Origin of the sequence: Caballeronia telluris, assembly GCF_001544495.1 — a bacterium.
GTDB lineage: Bacteria > Pseudomonadota > Gammaproteobacteria > Burkholderiales > Burkholderiaceae > Caballeronia > Caballeronia telluris.
Window position 1 is genome coordinate 98,160 of sequence record NZ_FCNZ02000009.1, and the last position, 25,997, is coordinate 124,156.

Here is a 25,997-nt window from a genome sequence, read left to right on the forward strand (position 1 = left end):
TGAAGGATGAAAGCCGCAATTATCCGCTATTTTTTCCGCGGCGGTCACAGGCGGGAGTCTCCGGGAACGTTCACATCGCCCGGGCGTCTTTCAAAGCATGCGCTTGCAAAAGCATCGCCGCCGGCCATCACGCGGTTATCGACGCGGTTATCTGTTACCAATCAATGATCTTCGAACGCTCCCTCCAGCGCGAACTCGCGTATACGGCCGGTGCCGTATTCATGGTGCTGCTCACGATCATGCTGACGACGATGATGATCCGCATCGTCGGCTTCGCCGCGTCGGGAGAAATCGATCCGCGCGATGTCGTCGTGCTGATCGGTCTCACCGTGATCGGCTATCTCGCCGTCATGCTGATCGTCACGCTGTTCGTCTCGATTCTCTTCGTGCTCACGCGCTGGTATCGCGATTCGGAAATGGTCGTGTGGCTCGCCTCGGGCGTGAGCCAGACGCAGCTCATCAAGCCGGTCGCCGTCTTCTCCACGCCGATCATCATCCTGATCGTGTTCTTCGCGTTCGTCGGCTGGCCGTGGTCGAATCAGCAGAGCAAACTCATCAAGCAGCGCTTCCAGCAGCGCGATGAAGTGTCGCTGCTCGCGCCGGGCCAGTTCCGCGAATCGCCCGGAAGCCATCGCGTGTTCTTCATCGAGAAGATGTCGCCGGACCAAGGGCAGGTCGAAAACGTGTTCGTCACGAGCACCGAAGGCGGCAAGGTCAACGTGATCGTCTCGAAGACGGGCCACACCGAAACGCACGAGGACGGCGACCGCTTCATCGTGCTCGAAAACGGCCGCCGCTACGACGGCGAACCCGGGCAGCCGAACTTCCGCATCATGGAGTTCGAGCGCTATGGTGTGAAGATACAGAGCCGCCAGGTCGTCAACACGCCGACCACCACTGGCATCTCCACGCCCGACCTGCTCGCCAATCCGACACACAACAATCTCGCCGAATTCGCATGGCGCGCGGGCCTGCCGCTCATCGCGATCAACCTGATGCTGCTCGCCATTCCGCTCTCGTACCAGAACCCGCGCCGAAGCCGCACGATCAATCTCGTGATGGCGGTGCTGATCTACCTGACGTACTCGAACCTGCTGAACGTGGTGCAGTCGTGGATCGAGCAGGGCAAGATGTCGTTTGGCGTCGGCATTGTCGGCTTGCATGTTCTCGTGGCGCTGCTCGTCGGCTTCATCTTCTGGCTGCGCATACGCAACCGGCCGCTCTTCAGGCTGTCGTCCTTGCGCCGTTCGAAGGAGGCCTGACGCAATGCGCATCTACGAACGGTATTTCGCGCGTCAGATCTACTTCGCGTTCATCTTCATCCTGTTCGCGTTCTCGGGCCTGTTCTTTTTCTTCGACCTGATCAACGAACTCAACACGGTCGGGCACGGCAACTACAAGTTCGGCCTCGCCGTGCTGCGCGTCGGCCTGCAGACGCCATCGCGCTTCTACGAGATCATTCCGGTCGCGGCGCTCATCAGCGCGATCTACGTGTTCGCGCAGATGGCAGCAGCCTCCGAGTTCACGATCTTCCGCGTGTCCGGCCTCTCGACGGGACAGGCGCTGCGATCGCTCCTGAAGATCGGCATCCCGCTCGTGTTCGTGACGTACATCATCGGCGAAGTGGTCGGGCCTTACTCGGACCAGCTGAGCGAGCGCGTGCGGCTGGAGGCGCTCGGTTCGTCGGTGTCGACGAACTTCCAGTCGGGCGTCTGGGTGAAGGACACGCTCACTGCCCGCGACAACGGCGAGCAGGTCACGCGCTTCGTGAACGTCGGGCAACTGAATCCGGACACGACGATCGCCAACGTGCGCATCTACGAGTTCGACTCGAAGTTCCGCCTGCAGAACGTGCGCATCGCGAAGACGGGCGTGTACCAGCCGCCGGGGCACTGGAAGCTCACGGGCGTGACCGACACGCAACTGATCGACGCGGCGCCGCAGGCGGTGAATCCGGGCGATGCGCTGAACCCGGTGTATCGCGCGAAGCAGACGACGCTGCCCGAATATTCGCTGCGCTCGGAACTCACGCCGCAGATTCTGTCGGTGCTGCTGGTGTCACCGGACCGCATGTCGATGTTCAACCTGTTCCGCTACATCCAGCACTTGACGGAGAATCATCAGGACACGCAGCGCTATCAGATCGCGTTCTGGCGCAAGATCCTGTATCCGTTCGCGGTATTCGTGATGCTGGTGCTCTCGCTGCCGTTCGCGTACCTGCACACGCGAGCGGGCGTCGTGGGCGTGAAGGTGTTCGGTGGCATCATGATCGGCATGAGCTTCCAGTTGTTCAACACGCTCTTTTCGCACATCGGCAACCTGAATACGTGGCCCGCGCCGGTCACCGCGGCCGTGCCGGCGCTCGCCTATCTCGTGATCGGGCTGGTCGGCCTCAAGTGGGTGGACCGGCACTAGTCCACGCGCAGGAGGAAGCATGAGCAAGCACGGCATCATCCTGTTCGGCCACGGCGCGCGCGATGCGCGCTGGGCAGAGCCGTTCGAGCGCCTCGCCGCCCGGCTGCGCGCGGCGCGCAGCGAACCCGTCTCGCTCGCCTTCCTCGAACTGATGACACCCGACCTGCCGGGCGCCGTCGCCGAGCAGGCCGCGAGCGGCTGCGATGCGGTGACCGTGGTGCCGGTGTTCTTCGGACAAGGCGGACACGTTCGACGCGACCTTCCCCAAATCATCGACGCCTGCCGCGCGGCGCACCCGGCCCTGACGATTCATTGCGCGACGGCAGTCGGCGAGGACGATGCCGTGCTCGATGCGATCGCGGCGTACTGTATGCGCCAGTTGGATGCCTAAAAAAAAACGCACCGTCGAGACGGTGCGTTCTTCATTGAAGCTCAGGCGTTTCAAGCTGCGAACTGCAACGCCTTCAGCTTGATCTTCGCCTTGGCCGATGCGCGCTCGGCAAACGCCTCGCCGATCATCAGGAGACTCGGTTGCGACGCATCGAGCCAGTCCTGCGCTTCGCCGCGCGCCATGCGTTCGAGCGTGAGCGTCAGCGTGCGTTCGCGCGGCGTGCTGCATGCCTCGACGATCGCCACCGGCGTCGATCCCGCACGGCCCGCGTCGATCAGTTGCTGCGCGATATCCGGCGCGCTATCGCGGCCCATGTAGAACACGAGCGAATCCGCGCTTGCCTGCTGGCGAATCTCGTCGCTGTCCGGCGCGCGGCTGTGCGTGGCGAGCGCGACGCTGCGCGACACGCCGCGCAGCGTGAGCGAGCGCTTGAGCGTCGCCGCACTCGCGAGCGCCGCCGTGATGCCCGGCACCACTTCGTATTCGATGCCCGCCGCTTCGAGCGCGCGCATCTCTTCATCCGCACGGCCGAAGAGCATCGGATCGCCGCCCTTCAGGCGCACGACGACATCATGCTCGCGCGCCGCATCGACAATCTGCTTGTTGATGAAATGCTGCGCCGTCGAGCGCTGGCCGCAACGCTTGCCGACCGCGATCCGGCGTGCGTTCGGCGCATAGTCGAGCATCGCGGGTTCGATGAGCGCGTCGTGCAGCACGACGTTCGCCCCGCTCAGGATGCGCGCGCCGCGAACCGTGATGAGGTCCGCCGCGCCCGGCCCTGCTCCGATCAGATAGACCTTGCCCATCGCGCTCACCCTTCGTCCGTCAAGCCGAGAACGAACGGATCATGCCGGCCGCGACCGTATGATGCGTCGCTTCGTCGATCAGCACGAACGCGCCGGTGCCCTGATGCGTGTCGTAAGCGTCGGCGACGAGCGGCTTTTGCAGCGTCAGCGCGACGCGGCCGATGTCGTTCATCGCGAGATCGCGGCGATCAACCGCGTGCGACAGCGTATGCACGTCGAGCACTTCCTTGATGGCGCCGATGCGCGCGAAGACCGTGTTCGTCGTCTGCTTGAGCAGGTACTTGCGTTGCAGCGAGAGCGGCTCTTCGTCGAACCAGCAGAGGTCCGCTTCGAGCTTCTTCGCCGGCTCGACCTTCGATGCGCTCGGCACGAACGTATCGCCGCGCGACACGTCGACGTCTTCCGTCAAACGGATCGTCACCGTCTGGCCGGCGAATGCGCGGTCCACTTGCGCGACGCCGCCCGGCACCGGCGCGATGATCTCGGCGACGGTCGCTTCGCGGCTCGCGGGCAGCACGGTGATCGTATCGCCCACGCGCACTTCGCCCGCTTCGACGCGGCCCATGTAGCCGCGGAAGTCGTCGGCCTGGCTGCCGTCCTGACGCGCGACCCATTGCACCGGAAAGCGCAGCGCCTGATCGGTCGGCTGCGTGACCGGCAGCGCTTCGAGCAGGTCGAGCAGCGGCTCGCCCGCGTACCACGGCATGCGCTCGCTCGCGGTCACGATGTTGTCGCCCTTCAGCGCCGACACCGGCACGAAGCGCACGTTCGAAATGCCGAGCTGGCGCGCGAGTTCGACATAGGCATCGCGGATTTCGTTGAAACGCGTCTCGCTGTATTCGACGAGATCCATCTTGTTGATCGCGACGATCACGTGCTGAAGCCCAAGCAGCTTCACGATCGCGCTATGGCGCTTGGTCTGCGGCAACAACTGTGCGACGCCATCGACGAACGTGACGCGCGTGGCATCGACGAGAATGATCGCGGCATGCGCCGTCGATGCGCCCGTCACCATGTTGCGCGTGTACTGCTCGTGGCCCGGCGTATCGGCGATGATGAACTTGCGCTTCGCGGTCGCGAAGTAGCGGTACGCGACGTCGATCGTGATGCCCTGCTCGCGCTCGGCTTCGAGGCCGTCGGTCAAGAGCGACAAATCGATTTCGTCGCCGACGGTGCGCTTGTTCTTAGCACGCGAGATCGCGGAGAGTTGGTCCGACAACACCGCCTTGCTGTCATAAAGCAGGCGGCCGATCAGCGTGCTCTTGCCGTCGTCGACGCTGCCTGCCGTGATGAATCGCAACACGCCGAGGTCTTCAGCTTGATAAATGCTCATGATCCGTTTTCCTTTGGCGTGATGCTTAGAAATAACCTTGCTTCTTGCGCTGTTCCATCGCGGCTTCGGACGCCTGGTCGTCCATCCGCGTCGCGCCGCGCTCCGTGATCTCCGTCACGGCCGTTTCCGCGATGATCTTCTCGACGTCGTCCGCATCGCTCGCGACCGGGCACGTGCAACTGATGTCGCCGACGGTACGGAAACGCACCTGCGCGACTTCGGCGGTTTCGCCTTCGCGCAACGGCGTGAGCGGCGTGAGCGGCACGAGCAGGCCGTTGCGGCGAATGATCTCGCGATCGTGCGCGTAGTAGATCGACGGCAGTTCGAGCTTCTCGCGGGCGATGTATTGCCACACGTCGAGTTCCGTCCAGTTCGAGATCGGGAACACGCGCAGGTGTTCGCCCGCATGCAGGCGCGCGTTATAGATGCTCCACAGTTCCGGGCGTTGCGCCTTCGGGTCCCATTGGCCGAATTCGTCGCGGAACGAGAAGATGCGCTCTTTCGCACGCGCCTTTTCTTCGTCGCGGCGCGCGCCGCCGATCATCGCCGTGTAGCCGTATTGCTCGATGGTTTCGAGCAGCGTCACCGCTTGCGCGGCGTTGCGCGAATCGGTCTCGCGGCGCAGGCGCACGGTGCCCTTCTTGATCGAATCCTCGACATGGCCGACCACCAGTTCCGCGCCGATTTCAGCAGCACGGCGATCGCGGAAGTCGATCACTTCGTCGAAGTTATGGCCCGTGTCGATATGCACGAGCGGGAACGGCAGCTGAGTCTTGCGGCCGCCGCCGAGACCGAACGCCTTCAACGCAAGATGCAGCACGACGACCGAATCCTTGCCGCCCGAGAACAGGAGCGCCGGCTTGCTGCACTCGGCGACGAGTTCGCGCAGGATGTGAATCGACTCGGCTTCGAGCCAGTCGAGGTGGTCCATCCGGGTCGCCGTGTTGGCGATCGGGGCGGTGACGGTTGAGTCGAGCGTGGTGCTCATGTTCGTCGATCCTTTTCTTTGCATCGCCTTCAGCTTGTGACGAAAGCGCTGCGTTTCAATGACAGAGGTTTGATGCGAGGCGCGTCTTGATGGGCGTCCTGGATGCGCGCCTTAGATCGCGGAGCTTGGCGCTTCTTCGACGATCCTGATGTTCGTGATGTGCAGGCCGCATTCCTTCGTGTCGCGCGATTCCCACCACCAGCGTCCGGCGCGGCTGTCCTCGCCCGGACGGATCGCGCGCGTACAGGGCTCGCAGCCGATGCTCGGATAGCCGCGCGCATGCAGCGGATTCACGGGCACGTCGAAGGCTTTCAGGTAGTCCCACACGTCGGCTTCGGTCCAGTCCGCGAGCGGATTGAACTTCGCGATGTTGCGCGGCGCGTCGTGCTCTTCCTCGTGCAACTCGACGCGCGTCACCGACTGTTCGCGACGCTGCCCCGTCACCCAGGCGCTCACGTCCTGCAAAGCGCGATTGAGCGGCTCGACCTTGCGGATGCCGCAGCACGACTTGCGCAGATCGACGCTCTCGTAGAACGCGTTCAGACCGTGATCGCGGACATAAGCCTCGACCGCTTCCGGCTGCGGATGAAACTGCTCGATGTCGTAGTCGTAGCGTTCCTTCACGCGATCGATCATGCCGAGCGTCTCCTGATGCAGACGCCCCGTGTTCAGCGAGAAGATGCCGATTTTTACACCGCGCGAAAGAATGGCATGCGTGAGCAGCATGTCTTCGGCGGCGAGGCTGCTGGCTAGCTTGACGTTCGCGTGGCGTTGCGCGATCGAATCGAGCAGCGCGTCGAGCCGTTCAACCTTGGCTTGCAGTTCGGGGGTCATCACGCGGCTCCGGATGCGGCCAGCACGGCGGCACGTCGACGGAAAAGCGGCTCGGGATTGTCCGTCGCGCCCTGATACCGCTCGCTGAATTCGCTAAACGCGTTCAGCGCGTCGTTGATGTCCTTGTCTTCGCGCACGGCGAAGGCGTCGAAGCCGCAGCGCGAGTGGAACAGCAACTGGTCGCGCAGCACGTCGCCGATCGCGCGCAGTTCGCCCGTCCACTGATAGCGCTCGCGCAGCAAGCGGCCGATGGAGAAGCCACGGCCATCGCGGAACACCGGGAAGTCGACGGCGACGAGCGCGATCCTGTCGAAATCGGCGACGAGATCGGCGGGTTCGTCATCGGGCGCTAGCCACACGCCGAGTTCGTCCCTCGAGCGCGCTGCAACGAGCGCGTCCTTGTGCTCTTTCCAGAGCGAAAACGGCACGAGGACGCGGCCGGCGGCAAGCGCATCGACTGCGGGCAATGCGCCGTCTTCAGCTGCACGCACCACGGTCCAGTCGTCGTTCACCACGGCGCGGTTCTTGATAATCAAAGCCATCTGCAATTTCCTCGATGAGGGCCGTGTCTTACGCGTGCGCCTGGCGCGACGCGTACACGCGATCCTTGAACGGCGCGATGCCGATGCGGTTGAACGTCTCGATGAAGCGCTCGCCTTCCATGCGGTTGTCGACGAACGTGTCGATCACCTGCGACACCACATCGGGCATCTCTTCCGCCGAGAACGACGGGCCGATCACACGGCCGAGATGCGCGCCGGTCGCGCCCGAGCTTTGCTCGCCGCCGAGCGTGACCTGATACCACTCCGAGCCGTCCTTATCGACACCCAGCACGCCGATGTTGCCGATGTGGTGATGTCCGCAAGCGTTAATGCAGCCCGAGATGTTGAGCGTCAGGTCGCCGAGGTCGTACACGTAGTCGAGATTGTTGAAGCGCTCCTGGATCGCCAGCGCGATCGGGATCGACTTCGCGTTCGCGAGCGAGCAAAAGTCGCCGCCCGGGCACGCGATGATGTCCGTCAGCAAGCCGATGTTCGCGGTCGCGAAACCCGTCGCCTTCGCGCGTTCCCACACGGCGTACAGATCGCGCTTCTTCACGTTGGCGAGAATCAGGTTCTGCTCGTGCGACACGCGGATCTCGCCGAAGGAGAATTCGTCGGCGAGGTCGGCGACGTCGTCCATCTGCTTGTCGGTGGCGTCGCCGGGGGCGATGCCCGACGGCTTGAGCGACAACGTGACCGATGCGTAACCCGCCACCTTGTGCGGACGCACGTTGCGCTCGACCCAGCGCGCGAACGGCTTGCTGTCGATCAGATGCTTTTCATACGAGGCGTCCGTGTCCGGCAGCTTTTCGTAGACGGGCGGCGCGAAGAACTTGGACACGCGATCGAGCTCTTCCTGCGTGATCGTCGACGGACCGTCCTTCAGGTGCTGCCACTCTTCCTCGACCTGCTTCGCGAATTTCTCCGGCGACAGCGCCTTCACGAGAATCTTGATGCGCGCCTTGTACATGTTGTCGCGGCGGCCGTAACGGTTGTACACGCGCAGCACGGCTTCGCAGTACGTCAAGAGATGCTGCCACGGCAGGTCTTCCTTGATCACCGCGCCGACGATCGGCGTGCGTCCCAGCCCGCCGCCCGCAAGAATGCTCGCGACGACTTCGCCCGCCGCGTTCTTCTTCAAATACACGCCGAGATCGTGCACCTGCACGGCCGCGCGATCCTCGACCGAGCCGTTCACCGCGATCTTGAACTTCCGCGGCAGCCACGCGAACTCGGGGTGGAACGTGGACCACTGACGCAGGATTTCAGCCCACGGACGCGGATCGACGATCTCGTCCGGCGCGACGCCCGCGAACTGGTCGGCGGTGATGTTGCGGATGCAGTTGCCCGAGGTCTGAATGGCATGCATCTGCACGGAAGCCAGCTTGCGCAGGATTTCCGGCGTTTCTTCGAGCTCGACCCAGTTGAACTGGATGTTGGTGCGCGTCGAAAAGTGGCCGTAACCGCGGTCGTGCTCGCGCGCGATGGTCGCCAGCACGCGCATCTGGTCGGAGCGCAAGTTGCCGTACGGAATCGCGATGCGATGCATGTACGCGTGACGCTGCATGTAGAGACCGTTCTGCAGGCGCAGCGGACGGAATTCCTCTTCGCTCAACTCGCCCGACAGCCGGCGGCGGACCTGGTCGCTGTATTGGGCGACACGTTCGTCGACGATGGTCTGGTCGATCTGATCGTATTGGTACATTCGGGGACCCCAAGTTTTTTGTCACACGCGAGCGTCGTGCACGACGCTGCATTGATACCCATTGAGTCGTCGCGCCGAGCGTCGTTCAGACGGAACGCTCATTAGCTAATGACAAATACAGATATGGATATTGGAAAAATTGGACAAATCGTAATAAACTTTCTTTATATAGCAAACGACTGAAAAATTACTTTGATATGCGGACGGGTTATAAATGAACCTGCATCAGTTCCGGTTCGTGCGCGAGGCCGTCCGGCAGAACTTCAACCTCACCGAGGCGGCGAAGGCGCTGTTCACGTCGCAGCCGGGCGTGTCGAAGGCGATCATCGAGCTGGAAGACGAGTTGGGCGTCGAGATCTTCACACGCCACGGCAAGCGCGTGCGCTCGCTCACGGAGCCGGGCAGGATCATTCTGGCGTCGGTGGAAAAAATACTGCAGGAAGTCGAGACGCTCAAACGCGTCGGTAAGGATTACGCGGCGCAGGATCAGGGCCGGCTCGTGATCGCCGCCACGCACACGCAGGCGCGCTATTCGCTGCCCGCCGCGATCGCGGAGTTCAAGAAGCGCTTTCCGAAGGTGCATCTCTCGATTCTTCAGGGCAGCCCGACGCAGGTCGCGGAAATGGTGATCCACGATCAGGCGGATATCGCCATCGCGACCGAGGCGATCGCCAACTATAAAGAACTGGTCTCGCTGCCGTGCTTCCAGTGGCAGCACCTCGCCGTGATGCTGCCGGATCATCCGCTGCTCGAACGCAAGCTGCTCGCGCTCGACGACCTCGTTCAGTACCCGCTCATCACCTACGACGCCGCGTTCGCGGGCCGCTCGAAGATCAATCAGGCGTTCGCGCTGCGCAATCTGGCCCCGGATATCGTCCTCGAAGCGATCGACGCCGATGTCATCAAGACCTATGTCGAACTGGGGCTCGGCGTCGGCATCATGGCGGACATCGCGTTCAATCCAGAACGCGACAAGCATCTGCGCGCGATGCCCGTCGGCCATCTGTTCGGGACCAACGTCACGCGCCTCGCGCTCAAGCAGGGCGCGTATCTGCGCAGTTATGTCTACACGCTCGTCGAACTGCTCTCGCCTTCGATGAACCGCAAGCTCATCGAACAGGCGCTTTCCGGGGAACATGAAAGCTACGAGCTGTGAGCGGTTCGATTCATCTAACAACCAACCCACCATCCGCCACGGAGACCAGCCCATGAAGTTGTCGAAGTCCCTTCGCCGCATCGCGCTCGCGAGCGCATTTTCGGCGTTGAGCGCCGCTGCACAGGCGCAACTGAAGGTCGGCATCGACCTGTCGAGCACCGGGCCCGCCGCGGCGATCGGCATCACGAGCAAGAACGCGATGCTGATGTGGCCGAAAACCATCGCCGGGCAGGACGCGCAATACCTGATCCTCGACGACGGCTCCGATCCCGGCGCCGCCGTGCGCAACATCAGGAAGCTGATCACCGAGGACAAGGTCGATGTGATCGTCGGCCCGAACATTACGCCGGCGGCGCTCGCGGCGCTCGATCCGGTCGCCGAGTACGAAACGCCGATGATCACGCTGATCGGTTCGGCGTCGGTGGTCGAGCCGCAGGAAGGCAAGAAGGTGTGGGCGTTCAAGATGGCGCAGACCGACCGCGCGATGGCCGACGTGATGACGCGCTACATGTCGAACCACGGCGTGAAGACGGTCGGTTTCATCGGTTTCGCGGATAGCTACGGCGACAGCTGGTTCAACGAGTTCTCGAAATTCGCGGACTTGCGGCATATCAAGATCGTCGCGAGCGAGCGCTTCAACCGCACGGACGCGAGCGTTACCGGCCAGATTCTCAAGCTGATGGCCGCGAAACCCGATGCGGTACTGATCGCGGGCGCCGGGACGCCGACCGTGCTGCCGCAGCGCACGCTCGTCGAGCGCGGGTTCAAGGGCGCGATCTACCAGACGCACGGCATCGCGACGCCGGAGTTCATCAAGCTCGGCGGCAAGGACGTCGAAGGCACGCTGTTCCCGACCCAGCCGGTGGTCGTCGCGCGCACGCTGCCGGCCGATCATCCGTCGAAGAAGGCGGCGCTCGCGTTCGTCAACGCCTACGAGGCGAAGTACGGGCCGGGCACGGTCACGCAGTTCGCGGGCGACGCGGCGGGCGTGTACCCGCGACTTCAGGATGCCGTCGCACGGGCGCTGAAGGCCGGCCAGCCGGGGACGAAGGCGTTTCGCGTGGCGCTGCGCTCGGAACTGGAACACGCGCATGAACTGGTGGTGCCGAACGGCGTCGTGAATACGAGCGCGACCGATCACGTCGGCCTTGATCAGCGGGCGAGCGTGATGGGCGTGATCAAGAACGGCTCGTTTACCTATCTGAGCCAGTAAGCGGGGTCGGAAACGCGGACGGCACTCTTGTCGCGGCCCGCGTTTTCCGACATAATCGCTGACTTGCCGATCGGCGTGCCTCTTCGCGGTGCGTCGGCCCGACAAATGAAAATGCAAGTGCCCAGGTGGTGAAATTGGTAGACGCAGGGGACTCAAAATCCCCCGCCGCAAGGCGTGCCGGTTCGATTCCGGCCCTGGGCACCAACAAATTTCCAAGCAACACCCAAGTTTCACCAGAAACCCCGACAGCGTAAGGCTCTCGGGGTTTTTTGTTTCTGATCGTCGTCGAGGTTCCACCATTGACGCTGGGCGCATTTTGCGGATACCCGCGGATCTATGCCTCCATAAGTGCCCTATTCCGCTCACGACGGCGTGCGCCATGGTTTCGTCGGCTCGATCCGCGCGGCCAGCTTCTTGATCTCGGTCGACATCGCGAGGAAGCGCAGAGCGCAGCCGGGAATGGGCGCCGTGTTCCTCATCCAGCGGATCGGCGTGCATAGTCGGCGTATCCGATAAACAACTACGTGCGGCAATCTGCTAGGTTTACGCCGTCATAAGCGACGGGGTTGCCGATGGGTGGAACTGAACTGAAGACGGATTCGTTTCAACGCTGGGTGCTTTACAGTAAGGACGCCTACGGAAGCGGGCGCATCTTTCTTTCTACCGAGGAGAAGCAGGCTGTTGAGCAAGGCAAGAAGTCGTGTCGGCGCGTGGTCACTGCATATCCAATGCGACTGGACAGCCGAGCAAGGCGCTACGGTCCTGGCGGCCTATCGTGATTTTGCGGCGTCTCAAACGAGCCCGCACGAGATAACGCATCGCATCCGCGACTTGATCGTCGACGATGGGCCGACCGCAGTTCAAGCGATTGAGGTCGGCGATAACGGTACGGTGCACATCGGCTTATCCAGAGATATCCGACTTTCCCTCACCACGGACGGAAGATCAGACGAGGAAGACTGGCGGTTCTTTGCTTCGGGCTCCGATGCGAAGCACTTTGTGATTACAGGTGGCAAGGTCGATCCTTGGTCCCTATCGTAACCGGCCGTCGCAAACAAAACCGTCTGGCCGGGGAGTTACGTTGCTTCGTACAACGGTACGGCCGCAAGGCGCAGAAACAGGGCGACCCGAATGACCCCCGATACGATAAGAAAGTTGAAAAGGCGATGCAACGCATGCTGCCCGCAGACTTGTCCGAGTTGCTCACCGGCGATGGCGACGACGAGTCGCGCGGTCGAGATTGATGAGTACCGGTGCGCGGCACCGACTCCTCCGCTCGCATTTCCAACGCACCTCGCCTCCAGTCCGTAAAAAGCCGTCCATATCCGTCTGAATCCGCCAATTGTCGGACAAGTGTGCGCAGCCGCGTAGTCGCGCTCAATTTTCGCTGACATACTCGTTTCGCCGCACGAACTCTCGCCGCAATTTATGCGGTGCGGCGAAACGTCGACAAGGGCGCGAACAATCAAAAATCTCGTCATTGTTGAGAAATTTGCCAGCGAACACGCCGATTGTTCGCCTTCCCGAGTTATTCTGCGGCCAAGTACGTTACGCCCGGCCATTGTTGTCCAGGCGAAAACTCAACGGGTGCGGCATGAGTCGCTCTAAGTATTCACTGCAGCTCGATTCGGTCATCTGCGCGCGCTGTGGCGCTGCGTCGAGAGCCGAAGACGATACCTGCCCGCAGTGCGGCGCCGATCGCGAAGGCGCGATCTTCAGCGCCGACGCCCTGCGCCTCGCCGAAGAGATGCCGCGCGCGGGCTGGCTCGTCACGAAAGTGCGTCGCAATGCGCTCGTGACCTATCCGAGCATCCGCGAACAGGGCGATGCCGCGCCGGCAATCGAAGCGCCGAAGAAGCGCTCGTTCCTCGGCGGCGTGCTCGCGACAGGCGGCGTCGTCGTGATCGGCTTTGCGGCCGGCGCGTTCATCCTCGCCAACATCGACACCACCATCCAGGCGCCGCGCGTTACAGAAGCACAAAGCTCGGGCGGTTCGATCGCGCCGGACCCGCGAAATCCGGCGCTCGCCGCCGCCCGGCGCGCGCCGCCGCCCGTGTCCAGGGGCGCAGTCGCCGCGACCCTACCCGCAGCGCCGGCGCACCCGGCAGCGGCCAGTTCCGCCAAACCGGCGAACACGACCGCGCTCGCCAATTCGCCCAGACCTTCCGGCGCATCGTCGGCGCACGCACCGTCGAGTCAGGTCGCGAACGCGCCGCCCTCCGCTCCCGCCTCGCCGAAGACCGCGCTTGCCAGCCCCCCTCTGACGATCGCACCGCCCGCCGCGCCGCGCACGGCGCCGCCACCGCCCGTTCTCGCCGAGACCGTGCCGCGCGACGCCCAGCCCGCCCGCAGCGCGTCGGCAGCTCGCAAGGCGATGGTCAATCGCGATCTCGCCGCCGCGCGCCGCTATGTCGACGAGGTGCCGGACAGCGAGCAAAGCAGCCCGGACGTGCAACGCGTCGCGACGCGCCTCACGCGACTCGAACGCCAGCGCGACGCCGCGCTGCAGCGCGCGAAGGCGTGCCCGACGAAGTCGTCGGCGTGTGTCGCGCGCAACGCGAATCAGGCGCTCGCGCTCGACGCGCGTAATCCGCAGGCGCTCGCGCTCGCGCGGCGCGTGTCGACGCGGACCAAACCCGCGCCGGCGCGGCCCGACATCGTCGCTGCGTCGCCCGCTCCGGCGCCGGAAGCGCATCCGAATCCGCCGAAACGCAAGCCCGACCCCGCGCCGCAGCCCGATCGCTCGTTCACCTGGTTCGGCTGGGGCGTCCCGACCGTCGCGAAGGGCCGCGGCGAAGCGCACTGAATCGGGTGCGCGAGCGACGCACTGCTTTCGCCGCCTGCGCCTGCCCGGCATCCGGATTGCGCCGAACCGCACCAAGCAAATCTCCCGCCGCACCGGAATAAGCCCCGCCCGGCGTCCGTTTAGAGATGACGACACACAACTACGGGCGCACCTCGCGCCAGGGAGTCGTCATCATGAAACCAGCAGCCATGCGCGCGCGTGCGGCGATCCTCATCGCATCGATGGCCGCGGTGGCGGCCCTGTCGGGCCTCGCCTCGTGCGGCGGTTCGGACGACAACCACCCGATGGCAACGCGTTTCAAATCGACGATCCTCGTCTCCGACGGCGCGGTCGCAGCGGCACACACGGACCCCAATCTCAAAAACGCGTGGGGCGTCGCGTTCAACCCGAACGGCTTCGTGTGGGTCGCGAACAACGCCACCCAGACGGCCACGCTCTACGACGGCAACGGCGTCGTGCAATCGCTCGTCGTGGCGATTCCCGCGACCACAATCGGCCTCGCCGGCCCGACCGGCATCGTGTTCAACGGCAGCACCACGGATTTCATGGTGTCGCAGACGGGCAAATCGGGCGCGGCGGCGTTCATTTTCGTCGGCGAAGGCGGCTCCGTCACCGCGTGGTCGCCAACCGTCGATCTGACGCACGCCATCACCGTGTCGGATTCCAGCCGGGCGGGCGCCGTCTACAAGGGCCTCGCCATCGCGACGGCGTCGACCGGCCAGCGGCTCTACGCGACGGACTTCCACAACAACCGCATCGACGTGTTCGACACCGCATTCCAAAAGGTCACGCTCGCGGGCGCGTTCCAGGACTCGCAGATACCCGGCAATTTCGCGCCGTTCGGCATTCAGGCGATCGGCCAGAAGCTCTACGTGACGTACGCGCAACAGGACGCGGACGCGCACGACGACGTCGCGGGCGCGGGGCTCGGTTTCGTCGACGTGTTCGATACGGACGGACATCTGCTGCAAAGGCTCGATCACGTCTCGGAACTCAACGCGCCATGGGGCATCGCGCAGGCGCCGGGCAACTTCGGGACGCTCTCCAACGACATCCTCATTGGCAATTTCGGCGACGGCACACTCCACGCGTTCGACCCGACGAGCGGAAAGCTCGTCGGCACGGTGACGAACCCGGATGGCACGACCTTCGCGCAGTTCGGTCTCTGGGGCCTCGCGTTCGGCAACGGACTCAACGCCCAGCCGACCAACACGCTCTTCTTCGCGGCCGGCCCGAATCGCGAAGCCGACGGCGTCTATGGCCGGCTCGACATGCAGTAACGCAAGCGTTTGGTCGGTTTCCCCGGCACGGCATCGGATTCGCCGTTGGAATCCGGTGCACGGTGCCCTTGACGCGCCGCCTGCTTAGCTGGCGGCGCGTTCTTTTTCGTCCTGATTCATCCGGCCGCCCGGGCCCGGCGCATTGTTAAAATGCGCGACTCACTCCCGACGCCTCCGATGGATCTCGAACGCATTCTCTTTTCCCAGGGTTTCGGTACGCGCCGCCAGTGCCGGGGCATCGTCGCGGATGCTCGCGTGCGGGTCGCGGGCGCGCTCTGCACGGACCCCGACGCGGATTTCCCGCTGACCGCGCCGCTCGATTTCGAAGTCGACGGCCAGCCGTGGCGCTATCGCGAGAAGGCTTATCTGGCGCTCAACAAGCCGGCGGGATACGAGTGCTCGCGCGATCCGCAACATCACCTGAGCGTGTTCCATCTGCTGCCGCCCCAGTTGACGACGCGCGGCGTGCAATGCGTCGGCCGGCTCGATCAGGATACGACCGGCCTGCTGCTCCTCTCCGACGACGGCGCATTCGTCTACGCCTTCACGTCGCCGAAGCGCAAGGTGCCGAAGGTCTATCTCGCGACGACGCGCCATCCGCTCGACGAAGCGCAACTCGCCGCGCTCGTCGAAGGCGTGCTGCTGCACGGCGAATCGAAGCCGAGCGCGGCACTCGCCGCCGTTCGGCGCGACGACCATCTGCTCGAACTGAGCGTGGTCGAAGGCAAATATCACCAAGTGAAACGCATGGTCGCGGCGGCGGGCAACCGGGTGGAAAAACTGCATCGCGAGAGGATCGGCGGCTTTGCGCTTCCGGCGACGCTCGCCGCCGGCGCCTGGTGCTGGCTCGACGAAGCGGAACTCGCGGCGCTGCGGCGCGAATAGCCGCAACGTCGCCGCGCGGCGTCGCGGCTGGAAAATCGAACGGTCATGCAAGTCCGTAAAAACCTGACGCCCTACGCTGCGGCGCAGCATGCCTTCTCGCCGGCGGACTCTTATACTCGTCTAACGGGTAGCTGAATAACGACTATCAAAAAAGGCAGGAGGGCATCATGGGCTCCCACATGACCGTCGCGCTCGTGGCGTTCGTCGCGCTGAGCGCAGTCCTGATCGGCGCTTTGCTCGTCGCCATGCATATGCGACACAAATACGCGCCGAACCTCATCGGCGCGCTGATCGGTGCCTTGCTCTGCTTCGTGCTGCTGGAGACGATCCCTGCGCTCATCTAGCGCGAAGGAAATCGTCGACGGTCGGATAGCGCAACGCGTAGCCGAGCTCGCGCTTGAGCCGCGCGTTGGTCAGGCGGCGCGACTCGCGCATGAAAGAAAGCGTCAGCGGCTCCAGTTGCGCCTCGGCGGCTTCCCGCGTGATGCGCGGCACGCGCGGCATGCCCTTCGCGTCCGCCACGCGATCAAAATAGTCTCCCATCGGCAGGTCGGTGTCGTCGGTCGCGTTGATCGCGCGCTGCGGCTTCGCGCGCCGGATCGCGCGCACGAGGATGGCGGCGAGGTCGTCGGCGTGGATGTGGTTCGTGAAGACGTCGTCGCGCGCGACGAGCGCCGGCATACCCTTTTCGATGCGCGCAAGCGGCAGGCGGTTGGCCGCATAGATGCCCGGAATCCGCACGATGGACACGCGCCAGCCGCCTCGCACGGCGGCGCGCCGCAATTGCGACTCGGCCGACACGCGGCGCTTCGCACGCGCGTTTGCGGGGCGCACCGGCCGCGTTTCGTCGATGAGCGCACCGCCGCAATCGCCGTAGACGCCCGTCGTGCTCGCATAGACGAGGCGGATCGGCGGGCGGCGGCGCGCTATCGCAAAAGGCTCGTCGGGTACAATGGGCGCTGTTCTGGCGGGGTTTTGCACGCGCGCCGATCTGTTTTCGGCATTCGCGCGGAACCATGCGCGCCATACGCGATGCGGCGCCACGGCGCTGACCGTCGCGCGCGCGACGCTGCGCCGTTTCGCGCAGAGCGTGGCAATGAGCGCGCGCGTGCGGCGGTCGCCGTCGCCTTCCTTTTGCGGGGGCGCGAGATGCACCACGGTCGACGAAAGGCCCGCGAGCCGCGCAAGGCTCGCACGGTCGTCGAGATCGCCGACAATGGGCGTCGTGCCCGCGGCGCGCAGTTCGGCGACGCGTCCGGGATGGCTCGTGAGCGCGATCACGCGAGGCGCTGCCGCCCGCTTCGTGAAGAGCGGCACGGCGCGCATTCCGACATCGCCGCAGCCGACGATCAGGACGCGCGCACGGCGCAGGTTTCGAGTGGCAATCATGCCGTGATTGTAGCCGCGGCATGCGAGGCTCATGCGGCACGCGAGCGCGGTCAGGCCGCGCTCCATGCCGATGAAACACGTATTCGACACACCCAACACATAACGATCTATGGCTTTCAACGTAACGCTGCGGCAAAGCGGCCGACAGTTTCAAGTAGAACCCGATGAAGCGGTGCTGATCGCCGCGTTGCGTCAGGGCATCGGCCTGCCGTACGGCTGCAAGAACGGCGCGTGCGGGTCGTGCAAGGGCACGGTCGTGAGCGGCGAAGTGGAGCAGGCGCCGCATTCGTCGTCGGCGCTGTCCAACGACGAGAAGACCCGCGGCATGGCGCTCTTTTGCTGCGCGACCGCGCAGACCGACCTCGAGATCGACGTGCGCGAAGTGGCGGGCGTCGGCGACGTGCAGGTGAAGAAGCTGCCGTGCCGTGTCAACGCGCTCGCACGCTGCGCCGACGATGTCGTCGAGCTGAAGCTGCAGTTACCCGCGAACGAACGCCTGCAATATCTCGCGGGCCAGTACATCGAATTCATCCTGAAGGACGGCAAGCGCCGCAGCTATTCGATGGCGAGCCCGCCGCATCACGAAGGCCCGCTCGAACTGCACATCCGCCACATGCCGGGCGGCACGTTCACGGATCACGTGTTCGGCGCGATGAAGGAGCGCGACATCCTGCGCTTCGAAGGCCCGCTCGGCACGTTCTTCCTGCGCGAGGATTCCGACAAGCCGATCGTGCTGCTCGCCTCGGGCACGGGCTTCGCGCCGATCAAGGCGATCATCGAGCATGCGACGTTCAAGAACCTCGGCCGCCCGATGACGCTCTATTGGGGCGGCCGTCGCAAGAAGGACCTGTACATGATGGACCTCGCCGAGCAATGGGCGAAGGAAGTGCCGAACTTCAGCTTCGTGCCGGTGCTCTCCGAACCCGACGCCGACGACGCCTGGACCGGCCGCACGGGCTTCGTTCATCGCGCGGTCATCGAGGATCTGCCGGACTTGAGCGCGTATCAGGTGTACGCGTGCGGTGCGCCCGTGATGGTGGAATCGGCCCAGCGCGATTTCACGAATCATCACCGGCTGCCGGAAGACGAGTTCTACGCGGACTCGTTCACGAGCGCCGCCGATCTCGCGCATCCCGTCTGACAGCAATCGTTCGCCGTGCGCCGCGCGGAGAAAAAATCCGCGCTGCACGGTTTACACGCACAAAGCTCGTATCGTATCCTTCGCGAATGATCGAAATCCAGACCAGCCTCCGACGTCGCCGCTCGCCGCTTCCCTAGGGATGCCGCTGGCTCGTCACGGATTCGCGCTCATGTCTTGATCGATGCGCACGAAATGAAGCCACGGGATACCGTGGCTTTTGTTTTTTCCGACGCCCTTTTCAACCCTCGCTGTCGCTCTCGTGGAGCCCGCTGTCATGAATTTCAATGAGTACCCCGTCGAATCGCTGATGTTCATCACGAACCGCCCTGAAATCGTGTTCACGCACGGCAAGGGCTCGTGGATCTACGACAACACCGGCAAGCGCTATCTGGACTTCATCCAGGGCTGGGCCGTGAATTCGCTCGGACATTGCAACGACGGCATGATCGAGGCGCTTGAAAAGCAGGCGCGCACGCTGATCAACCCGTCGCCGGCGTTCTACAACGCACCGATGGCGCAGCTCGCGGGCCTGCTCACCGAGCACAGCTGCTTCGACAAGGTGTTCTTCGCCAACAGCGGCGCGGAAGCGAACGAAGGCGCGATCAAGCTCGCGCGCAAGTGGGGCCGCAAGTTCAGGGACGGCGCCTACGAGATCATCACGTTCGATCACAGCTTCCACGGCCGCACGCTTGCGACGATGTCGGCGAGCGGCAAGGCCGGCTGGGACACCATCTATGCGCCGCAAGTGCCGGGCTTCCCGAAGGCCGAGCTGAACGACATCGCGTCGGTCGAGCGGCTCATCACGGAGAAGACGGTCGGCGTGATGCTCGAACCGATCCAGGGCGAAGGCGGCGTGATTCCCGCGACGCGCGAATTCATGCAGCAACTGCGCGCACTGACGAAGAAGCACAACCTGCTGCTGATGGTCGATGAAGTGCAGAGCGGCTGCGGTCGCGCGGGGACGCTCTTCGCCTACGAACTGTCGGGCGTCGAGCCGGACATCATGACGCTCGGCAAGGGCATCGGCGGCGGCGTGCCGCTCGCGGCGCTGCTCTCGAAGGCGGAGATCGCGTGCTTCGAACCCGGCGATCAGGGGGGCACCTACAACGGCAATCCGCTGATGACGGCCGTCGGTTATTCGGTGATCTCGCAACTGACGGCGCCCGGCTTCCTCGACGGCGTGCGCGAACGCGGCGAGTATCTGAAGTCGCAATTGCTCGAGTTGTCGGAGGAGCGCGGCTTCAAGGGCGAACGCGGCGAAGGTCTATTGCGCGCGCTCTTGCTCGATGCCGACAACGGTCCGCAGATCGTCGAGAAGGCGCGCGCGATGCAGCCCGACGGCCTTTTGCTGAACGCGGCGCGTCCGAACCTGCTGCGCTTCATGCCCGCGCTCAACGTGACGAAGGACGAGATCGACCAGATGATGTCGATGCTGCGTTACGTGCTGGATTCGCTGTGAAGATCCGCGTGTTCGACGCGCGCGACACCGGCACGGTGATCGCGCTCTGGCGCGAAGCGTTTCCCGAGTACGCGGATGCGTCGAGGCCGCAGCGCGATCCGCGTCTGTCGATTGCGAACAAGCTCGCGACCCAGCCGGATTTGTTCTTCGTCGGCGAGGTGGATTCGCGCGTGATCGGCACGATCATGGCGGGTTACGACGGGCATCGCGGATGGCTGTATTCGCTTGCCGTCGCGGAAGACATGCGTCGGCACGGGTATGGGCGCGCGTTGGTCCAACACGCGGAAAGCGAACTGGCGATACGCGGATGTCCGAAAGTCAACTTGCAGATACTGACAAGCAAATCCGGCGTGCAGGCGTTTTACGCGAAACTCGGCTACCGCGCCGATGAAGTCGTGAGCTTCGGCAAGCGGCTGCAAAGCGCATAAAAAAACCGCATGCGTTTGGAACGCATGCGGTTTTCTACCTGAAGCGGCGTGGCGTGTTTTACTCGCCCAGATAAGCCGCCCGCACCTTCGGATCGTTCAGCATCGTCTTGGCGTCGCCGGACATCGTCACCAGTCCGGAGTCCATCACGTAGCCGCGATTGGCCGCCTGCAACGCGAGCCGCGCGTTCTGCTCGACGAGCAGCACCGTCATGCCTTCGGCCGAAATCGCCCGCACCACTTCGAAGATCTTCTCGACCATGATCGGCGAGAGGCCCATCGAAGGCTCGTCCAGCAGCAGCAACTTCGGGCGCGAGATGATCGCGCGCGCCATCGCCAGCATCTGCTGTTCGCCGCCCGAGAGCGTGCCCGCGTACTGCGACGCGCGCTCCTTCAACCGCGGGAAGAAGCCGAACATACGTTCGGTGTCCTTCTGGATCTCGGCGGTGTCGTTGCGCAGGTACGCGCCCATCTGCATGTTTTCCAGAATCGACATGCGCGCGAAGATGCCGCGTCCTTCCGGCACCATCGCGAGACCGCGCTTCAAAAGCTCGTGCGTCGGCACGCCCCTGATCGACTGGCCCATGTATTCGATGTCGCCCGCCGAATACGGCTTGAGACCCGTGATCGCCTTCATCGTCGTGGTCTTGCCCGCGCCGTTCGCGCCGATCAGCGTGACGAGTTCGCCCTGCGCCACTTCGAGATCGACGCCCTTCACTGCCTGAATGCCGCCGTAATTGACCTGCAGGCCCTTGATTTTCAACATCGCGTTAGTTGTGGACATCAGTGGACCCCCGCACCCAGATATGCCTCGATCACCTTCGGGTCCTTCTGCACGTCTTGCGGCAGACCCTCGGCGATCACCTTGCCGTAATCGAGCACCGTCATGCGGTTGCACAATCCCATCACCAGTTTCACGTCGTGTTCGATCAAGAGAATCGTCTTGCCGTCCGAGCGAATCTTGTCGAGCAGGCGCGTGAGTTCGACTTTCTCCGTCGCGTTCATGCCGGCGGCGGGTTCGTCGAGCGCGAGCAGCTTCGGATCGGTCGCGAGCGCGCGCGCGATTTCCAGACGCCGCTGGTGTCCATACGACAGATTGCGCGACGTGTAATCGGCGTATTGCAGCACGCCCACGTATTCGAGCAGTTCGAGCGCGCGTTCCTTGATCTCGCGCTCTTCGCGACGTTCGGACGGCGTCTGGAACACCGCGCCGATCAGACCGTGCTTCGTGCGCACGTGGCGCCCGACCATCACGTTCTCCAGCGCCGTCATGCCGCCGAAGAGGCGAATATTCTGGAACGTGCGCGCGATGCCCGCCTTCGCCACCTGATAGACGGCGGTCGGCGTGTACGCTTCGCCATCGAGCTTGAAGACGCCGGAATCCGGCGTGTAGAGCCCCGTAATCACGTTGAAGAAGGTCGTCTTGCCGGCGCCGTTCGGGCCGATCAGGCCGTAGATTTCGCCTTCCTTGATTTCGAGGCGCACATCCGAGAGCGCCTGCAGGCCGCCGAAGCGCTTGTTCACGCCCGTCACGGACAATCGAGTTTGTTTATCGCTCATTTGAATTCCCCCGCCTTAGGCGCGCACCGGCTTCTTGCCAGCGCGCTTTGCGATCTTCGCGATCTTGTCTTCGTGTTTCGCGGCGGGCCACAGGCCTTCCGAGCGATACAGCATGATCAGCACCATCGCCAGGCCGTACAGCAACTGGCGGATGACTTCGGTATCGACGATCTGATGGCCGAAGATGGCGTGTTGCAGCGGACCCATCGTCGAGCGCAGGAATTCGGGGAACACGGCGAGCAGCACTGCGCCGAGAATCACGCCGGGAATGTGTCCCATGCCGCCGAGCACCACGCACGCCAGCACGACGATCGATTCCCAGAACGTGAACGATTCCGGCGACACGAAGCCCTGGAACGCACCGAACATCGCGCCCGACAATCCGCCGAACGACGCGCCCATCGCGAACGCGAGCAGCTTCACGTTACGCGTGTTGATGCCCATCGCCTTCGCGGCGATTTCGTCTTCGCGGATCGCGGCCCACGCACGGCCGATGCGCGAGTGTTGCAGACGCGTACACACCCAGATCACGAACAGCGCGCACAGCACGAACAGGTAGTAATACATGTACACGGACGGAAACTTCAGGCCGAACAACGTGTGCGTCTGCGAGAGATTGAAGCCTGCGACCGTCACCGGATCGATGCCTGTGATGCCTTTCGGACCGTTCGTGATGTTGATCGGACGATCGAGGTTGTTCATGAAGATCCGGACGATTTCCCCGAAGCCCAAGGTCACGATCGCGAGATAGTCGCCGCGCAGACGCAAGGTCGGTGCGCCGAGCAGCACGCCGAAAGTCGCCGCGACCGCCATCGCACAAGGCACGATCAACAGGAACGGCACGTGCAGTCCGCCGGGCGCGAGTTGCGCGATCCATTCGAACTGGTTCGTCAGCTGCGGCGAGGAGAGCAAGGCGGCCACGTAAGCCCCGACCGCGTAGAACGCGATGTAGCCCAGATCGAGCAGACCGGCGAAGCCGACCACCACGTTGAGGCCGAGCGCGAGCATCACGTAGAGCATCGCGAAGTCGAGCACGCGAACCCAGTAGTTGCCGCCGGCCGCGCCGATCACCATCGGCGCCATGATCACGAGCGCGGCGACCAGGATGGTGATCGCGTAGCTTTTCGCGCCTTTTTTCTCGGGGATGAGCGTCGTCGACGGCTCAATCGGTTGAATCGATGTCATTTTTTTATGCTCCCTGTTATGCGCGGTCAGCCACACGTTCGCCGAGCAAGCCGGACGGACGGAACACCAGCACGATGATCAGCACGACGAATGCGAACACGTCCTGATAGTTACTGCCGAAGACGCCGCCCGTCAGGTTGCCGATGTAACCCGCGCCCAACTGTTCGATGAGGCCGAGCAGCACGCCGCCGACCATCGCGCCGCCCAGGTTGCCGATCCCGCCGAGCACCGCCGCGGTGAACGCCTTCAGGCCCGGAATGAAGCCCATGTAGAAGTGCGCGTTGCCGTATTCGGAGGCGATCATCACGCCGGCGAGTGCGGCGAGCGCCGAGCCGATCATGAAGGTCGCGGAAATCACGAAGTTCGGGTTCACGCCCATCAGCGAAGCGACGCCGGGGTTCTCGGCGATCGCGCGCATCGCGCGGCCGAGCTTGGTCTTGTGCACGAGGAGCAGGAGGCCGCCCATCACGAGGAACGCCACCACGATGATCACGATCTCCGTCATCGAGATCACGGCGCCCGGACGCGTTTCGGTCGCGGTGATCACGTTGATCGGGTCGGTCGGAAGGAGCTGCGGGAACGGCAGCGGATTGCGGCCCCAGATCATCATCGCGAGGGTCTGGAGAAGGATCGAGACGCCGATCGCGGTGATCAGCGGGGCGAGACGCGGAGCCTTGCGCAGCGGGCGGTAAGCGACCCGCTCGATCGTGTAGCCGACCAGCGCGCAGACGACAGCCGCGACGGCCAGCGCGATCACCAGCATGATCGGCCCGGGCAGGCCGGGAAAGTGATTCGTCATGACGCCGATCGCGGAAAGCGCCACCATCGCGCCGACCATCAGCACGTCGCCGTGAGCGAAGTTGATGATGCCCAGAATGCCGTACACCATCGTATAGCCCAGTGCGATGATGGCGTAGACGCTGCCTAGCACCAGACCGTTCAAGATCTGCTGGATGAAAATATCCATTAAAAGCTCCTTAGCCCGTGCGACTGGATACCGCTTTATCACCGGCCGATAAACCGGTGTGAAGCGAAATCGAGAACGGCACCGCGCGTACGTGTGAAAAAACCGGTAAGGGTCAATCGCCTCGACCCGCGCCCGCTGCCGGATGTGGCGGCGAACACCTGTCGGACGGATACGGAAACGGCGCCACCGGGTAGCCGGCGCCGTCGAGGCTGCAAACAGGCTGCAAACGCCGCGCCATCACTGCTTCACGACATCGAGGACGTTCTTCTTCTTGTCCTTGAAGTCGTAAAGCGTGATCGTGCCTGCCTTCAAATCGCCCTTGTCGTCGAATGCGATGTGTCCCGTCAGACCGTTGTAGTCGGTCGACGCGATCGCAGCGAGCACCTTGGGCGCTTCGATGGAATTGGCGCGTTTCATTGCGTCGACGATCACGTACATCGCGTCATACGTGAACGGCGCGTAAATCTGCACCGGCGTGTGAAAGCGGGCCTCGTACTTCTGGGCGAAATCCGCTCCCTTGTCCATTTTCGAAAGCGCGAGTCCCGCTTCGGAACAGACCAGGTTTTGTACGGCGTCGCCCGCAAGCTCCGCGATCTTGTCGGTGCACACCCCGTCACCGGCCAGGATTCTCGTCTTGATGCCGGCCTCTGCCGCTTGCCGGATGAACGGGCCGCCGGTCACATCCATCCCGCCGTACATCACGACGTCGGGCTGGGCTCGTTTGATTTTTGTGAGGATCGCCTTGTAGTCGCGAACCTTTTCGCTGGTCGCCTCGCGAGACATCACCTTCAGGCCGCCCGCCTGCGCGCTCTTCGCAAACTCATCGGCGAGACCGCGGCCATATGCGGACGTGTCGTCGACGATCACCACTTTCTTCGCGTGCAGCGTTCTCATCGCGTAGTCGGCGAGCACCGGGCCTTGCAGCGCGTCGGTGGCGACGACGCGAAACGTCGTCTTGAACCCCTGCTTCGTGTAGTCCGGATTGGTCGTCGACGGCGAGATCTGCGCCACGTTCGCGTCGCGATAGATCTTCGACGCCGGGATCGACACGCCCGAATTCATATGACCGATGACGGCGACCACGTGGTCGTCGACGAGCTTCTGGGCGGCTTCCGTGCCGGTGCGCGGATCGGCGGCGTCGTCCTGGGCGTCGAGTTCCAGCTTGATCGGATGGCCGTCGATCGTGAGTCCCTGCGCGCTGATTTCTTCCATCGCGAGGCGCGCGCCGTTCTCGTTATCCTTTCCGAGATGCGCCTGCAAGCCAGTGAGGGGCGCGACGTGGCCGATCTTGACGACCATTACCGCCTCGCTCGGCGACGATGCCGCCGCCGCGGGCGCTGCCGCCGAACTGGCGGCCGATGCTCCCGTGCCCGCCTCGCCATCGCTCTTCTTGCCGCATGCGGTTGCCATTGCAACCGCAGCCGCAAACGTCACGGCGTAAGCAAACTTGACTCGCATTAAGTAGGTCTCCTGCGCCTCTGAAAGCCGATATTTCAAGCCCTTCCGGGCTGGAACGC

25 protein-coding genes and 1 tRNA gene are annotated in these 25,997 nt (G+C 63.8%); 14 read left to right on the top strand and 12 right to left on the bottom strand.

Annotated elements, in window-relative coordinates:
• Positions 1-164 precede the first annotated feature (164 nt).
• The 3 genes from lptF to AWB66_RS13640 are packed head-to-tail and all read left to right on the top strand — an operon-like array spanning position 165 to position 2,806.
• Positions 165-1,262, top strand: a complete 1,098-nt coding sequence (gene lptF / locus AWB66_RS13630) for an LPS export ABC transporter permease LptF (protein ID WP_087630810.1) — start codon at positions 165-167, stop codon at positions 1,260-1,262.
• A 4-nt stretch (positions 1,263-1,266) separates the two neighbouring features.
• Positions 1,267-2,415 (top strand): LPS export ABC transporter permease LptG, encoded by a 1,149-nt coding sequence (gene lptG / locus AWB66_RS13635; RefSeq protein WP_087630811.1) that lies wholly within the window; start codon positions 1,267-1,269, stop codon positions 2,413-2,415.
• Between the two features lie 19 nt (positions 2,416-2,434).
• Positions 2,435-2,806, top strand: a complete 372-nt coding sequence (locus AWB66_RS13640; RefSeq protein WP_087630812.1) for a sirohydrochlorin chelatase — start codon at positions 2,435-2,437, stop codon at positions 2,804-2,806.
• A gap of 50 nt (positions 2,807-2,856) precedes the next feature.
• Here AWB66_RS13640 and cobA read toward each other — a convergent pair whose 3' ends face one another.
• The 6 genes from cobA to AWB66_RS13670 form a co-directional block, all read right to left on the bottom strand.
• Positions 2,857-3,612, bottom strand: a complete 756-nt coding sequence (gene cobA, locus AWB66_RS13645; protein ID WP_087630813.1) for a uroporphyrinogen-III C-methyltransferase — start codon at positions 3,610-3,612, stop codon at positions 2,857-2,859.
• 19 nt (positions 3,613-3,631) lie between these two features.
• Positions 3,632-4,945 carry a sulfate adenylyltransferase subunit 1 gene (locus AWB66_RS13650; RefSeq protein WP_087630814.1) on the bottom strand — a complete coding sequence of 438 codons (1,314 nt, stop codon included), beginning with the start codon at positions 4,943-4,945 and terminating at the stop codon, positions 3,632-3,634.
• 25 nt (positions 4,946-4,970) lie between these two features.
• Positions 4,971-5,933, bottom strand: a complete 963-nt coding sequence (gene cysD, locus AWB66_RS13655) for a sulfate adenylyltransferase subunit CysD (protein WP_087630815.1) — start codon at positions 5,931-5,933, stop codon at positions 4,971-4,973.
• Between the two features lie 111 nt (positions 5,934-6,044).
• On the bottom strand, positions 6,045-6,767 hold the full coding sequence (locus AWB66_RS13660) for a phosphoadenylyl-sulfate reductase (RefSeq protein WP_087630816.1): 723 nt from the start codon (positions 6,765-6,767) through the stop codon (positions 6,045-6,047).
• Entirely contained in the window at positions 6,767-7,309 is a 543-nt protein-coding gene (locus AWB66_RS13665; protein ID WP_087630817.1) for a DUF934 domain-containing protein, read from the bottom strand. The genes AWB66_RS13660 and AWB66_RS13665 overlap by 1 nt, the downstream gene beginning before the upstream one ends.
• A gap of 28 nt (positions 7,310-7,337) precedes the next feature.
• Positions 7,338-9,014, bottom strand: a complete 1,677-nt coding sequence (locus AWB66_RS13670; protein WP_087630818.1) for a nitrite/sulfite reductase — start codon at positions 9,012-9,014, stop codon at positions 7,338-7,340.
• Positions 9,015-9,228: 214 nt separating this feature from the next.
• On the opposite strand from AWB66_RS13670, the gene AWB66_RS13675 reads away from it, so the two are divergent.
• The 8 genes from AWB66_RS13675 (at position 9,229) to AWB66_RS34040 (ending at position 16,698) form a co-directional block, all read left to right on the top strand.
• Positions 9,229-10,170: a CysB family HTH-type transcriptional regulator gene (locus AWB66_RS13675; RefSeq protein WP_087630819.1), complete on the top strand. Its 942-nt coding sequence runs from the start codon at positions 9,229-9,231 to the stop codon at positions 10,168-10,170.
• Between the two features lie 52 nt (positions 10,171-10,222).
• Entirely contained in the window at positions 10,223-11,383 is a 1,161-nt protein-coding gene (locus AWB66_RS13680) for an ABC transporter substrate-binding protein (RefSeq protein WP_087630820.1), read from the top strand.
• Positions 11,384-11,502: 119 nt separating this feature from the next.
• A tRNA-Leu gene (locus tag AWB66_RS13685) sits at positions 11,503-11,587 on the top strand.
• Positions 11,588-12,064: 477 nt separating this feature from the next.
• Entirely contained in the window at positions 12,065-12,424 is a 360-nt protein-coding gene (locus tag AWB66_RS33675) for a hypothetical protein (protein WP_159462906.1), read from the top strand.
• A gap of 553 nt (positions 12,425-12,977) precedes the next feature.
• Positions 12,978-14,189, top strand: coding sequence for a hypothetical protein (locus AWB66_RS13700; protein WP_087630822.1), 1,212 nt, complete (start codon positions 12,978-12,980; stop codon positions 14,187-14,189).
• A 188-nt stretch (positions 14,190-14,377) separates the two neighbouring features.
• The gene (locus AWB66_RS13705; RefSeq protein WP_087630823.1) at positions 14,378-15,469 is read left to right on the top strand and encodes a TIGR03118 family protein; all 1,092 of its coding nucleotides are present in this window, start codon (positions 14,378-14,380) and stop codon (positions 15,467-15,469) included.
• Positions 15,470-15,646: 177 nt separating this feature from the next.
• Positions 15,647-16,354, top strand: coding sequence for a pseudouridine synthase (locus AWB66_RS13710; protein WP_087630824.1), 708 nt, complete (start codon positions 15,647-15,649; stop codon positions 16,352-16,354).
• Positions 16,355-16,521: 167 nt separating this feature from the next.
• A complete protein-coding gene (locus AWB66_RS34040; protein ID WP_165829943.1) occupies positions 16,522-16,698 on the top strand; it encodes a hypothetical protein in 177 nt (58 codons plus the stop codon).
• Here the strand turns inward: AWB66_RS34040 and AWB66_RS13715 are convergent.
• Positions 16,691-17,743, bottom strand: coding sequence for an NAD-dependent epimerase/dehydratase family protein (locus tag AWB66_RS13715; protein WP_087630951.1), 1,053 nt, complete (start codon positions 17,741-17,743; stop codon positions 16,691-16,693). The two genes, AWB66_RS34040 and AWB66_RS13715, sit on opposite strands and share 8 nt — an antisense overlap.
• 109 nt (positions 17,744-17,852) lie before the next feature.
• On the opposite strand from AWB66_RS13715, the gene AWB66_RS13720 reads away from it, so the two are divergent.
• The 3 genes from AWB66_RS13720 (at position 17,853) to AWB66_RS13730 (ending at position 20,771) form a co-directional block, all read left to right on the top strand.
• Entirely contained in the window at positions 17,853-18,884 is a 1,032-nt protein-coding gene (locus AWB66_RS13720) for a CDP-6-deoxy-delta-3,4-glucoseen reductase (protein ID WP_087630825.1), read from the top strand.
• Positions 18,885-19,158: 274 nt separating this feature from the next.
• Positions 19,159-20,343, top strand: coding sequence for an acetylornithine transaminase (locus AWB66_RS13725; protein ID WP_087630826.1), 1,185 nt, complete (start codon positions 19,159-19,161; stop codon positions 20,341-20,343).
• Positions 20,340-20,771, top strand: a complete 432-nt coding sequence (locus AWB66_RS13730; RefSeq protein WP_087630827.1) for a GNAT family acetyltransferase — start codon at positions 20,340-20,342, stop codon at positions 20,769-20,771. The genes AWB66_RS13725 and AWB66_RS13730 overlap by 4 nt, the downstream gene beginning before the upstream one ends.
• Before the next feature lie 58 nt (positions 20,772-20,829).
• On the opposite strand, the gene AWB66_RS13735 is transcribed toward AWB66_RS13730, so the two are convergent.
• The 5 genes from AWB66_RS13735 to AWB66_RS13755 all read right to left on the bottom strand — a co-directional run bounded on the left by AWB66_RS13735 (position 20,830) and on the right by AWB66_RS13755 (position 25,938).
• Positions 20,830-21,534 carry an ABC transporter ATP-binding protein gene (locus tag AWB66_RS13735; RefSeq protein ID WP_087630828.1) on the bottom strand — a complete coding sequence of 235 codons (705 nt, stop codon included), beginning with the start codon at positions 21,532-21,534 and terminating at the stop codon, positions 20,830-20,832.
• 17 nt (positions 21,535-21,551) lie between these two features.
• Complete coding sequence (locus AWB66_RS13740) at positions 21,552-22,328, bottom strand: ABC transporter ATP-binding protein (protein ID WP_087630829.1); 777 nt, start codon at positions 22,326-22,328, stop codon at positions 21,552-21,554.
• Between the two features lie 15 nt (positions 22,329-22,343).
• Positions 22,344-23,513: an ABC transporter permease subunit gene (locus AWB66_RS13745; protein WP_087630830.1), complete on the bottom strand. Its 1,170-nt coding sequence runs from the start codon at positions 23,511-23,513 to the stop codon at positions 22,344-22,346.
• A gap of 16 nt (positions 23,514-23,529) precedes the next feature.
• On the bottom strand, positions 23,530-24,480 hold the full coding sequence (locus AWB66_RS13750; RefSeq protein ID WP_087630831.1) for a branched-chain amino acid ABC transporter permease: 951 nt from the start codon (positions 24,478-24,480) through the stop codon (positions 23,530-23,532).
• A gap of 237 nt (positions 24,481-24,717) precedes the next feature.
• A complete protein-coding gene (locus tag AWB66_RS13755) occupies positions 24,718-25,938 on the bottom strand; it encodes a branched-chain amino acid ABC transporter substrate-binding protein (RefSeq protein ID WP_087630832.1) in 1,221 nt (406 codons plus the stop codon).
• Positions 25,939-25,997 lie beyond the last annotated feature (59 nt).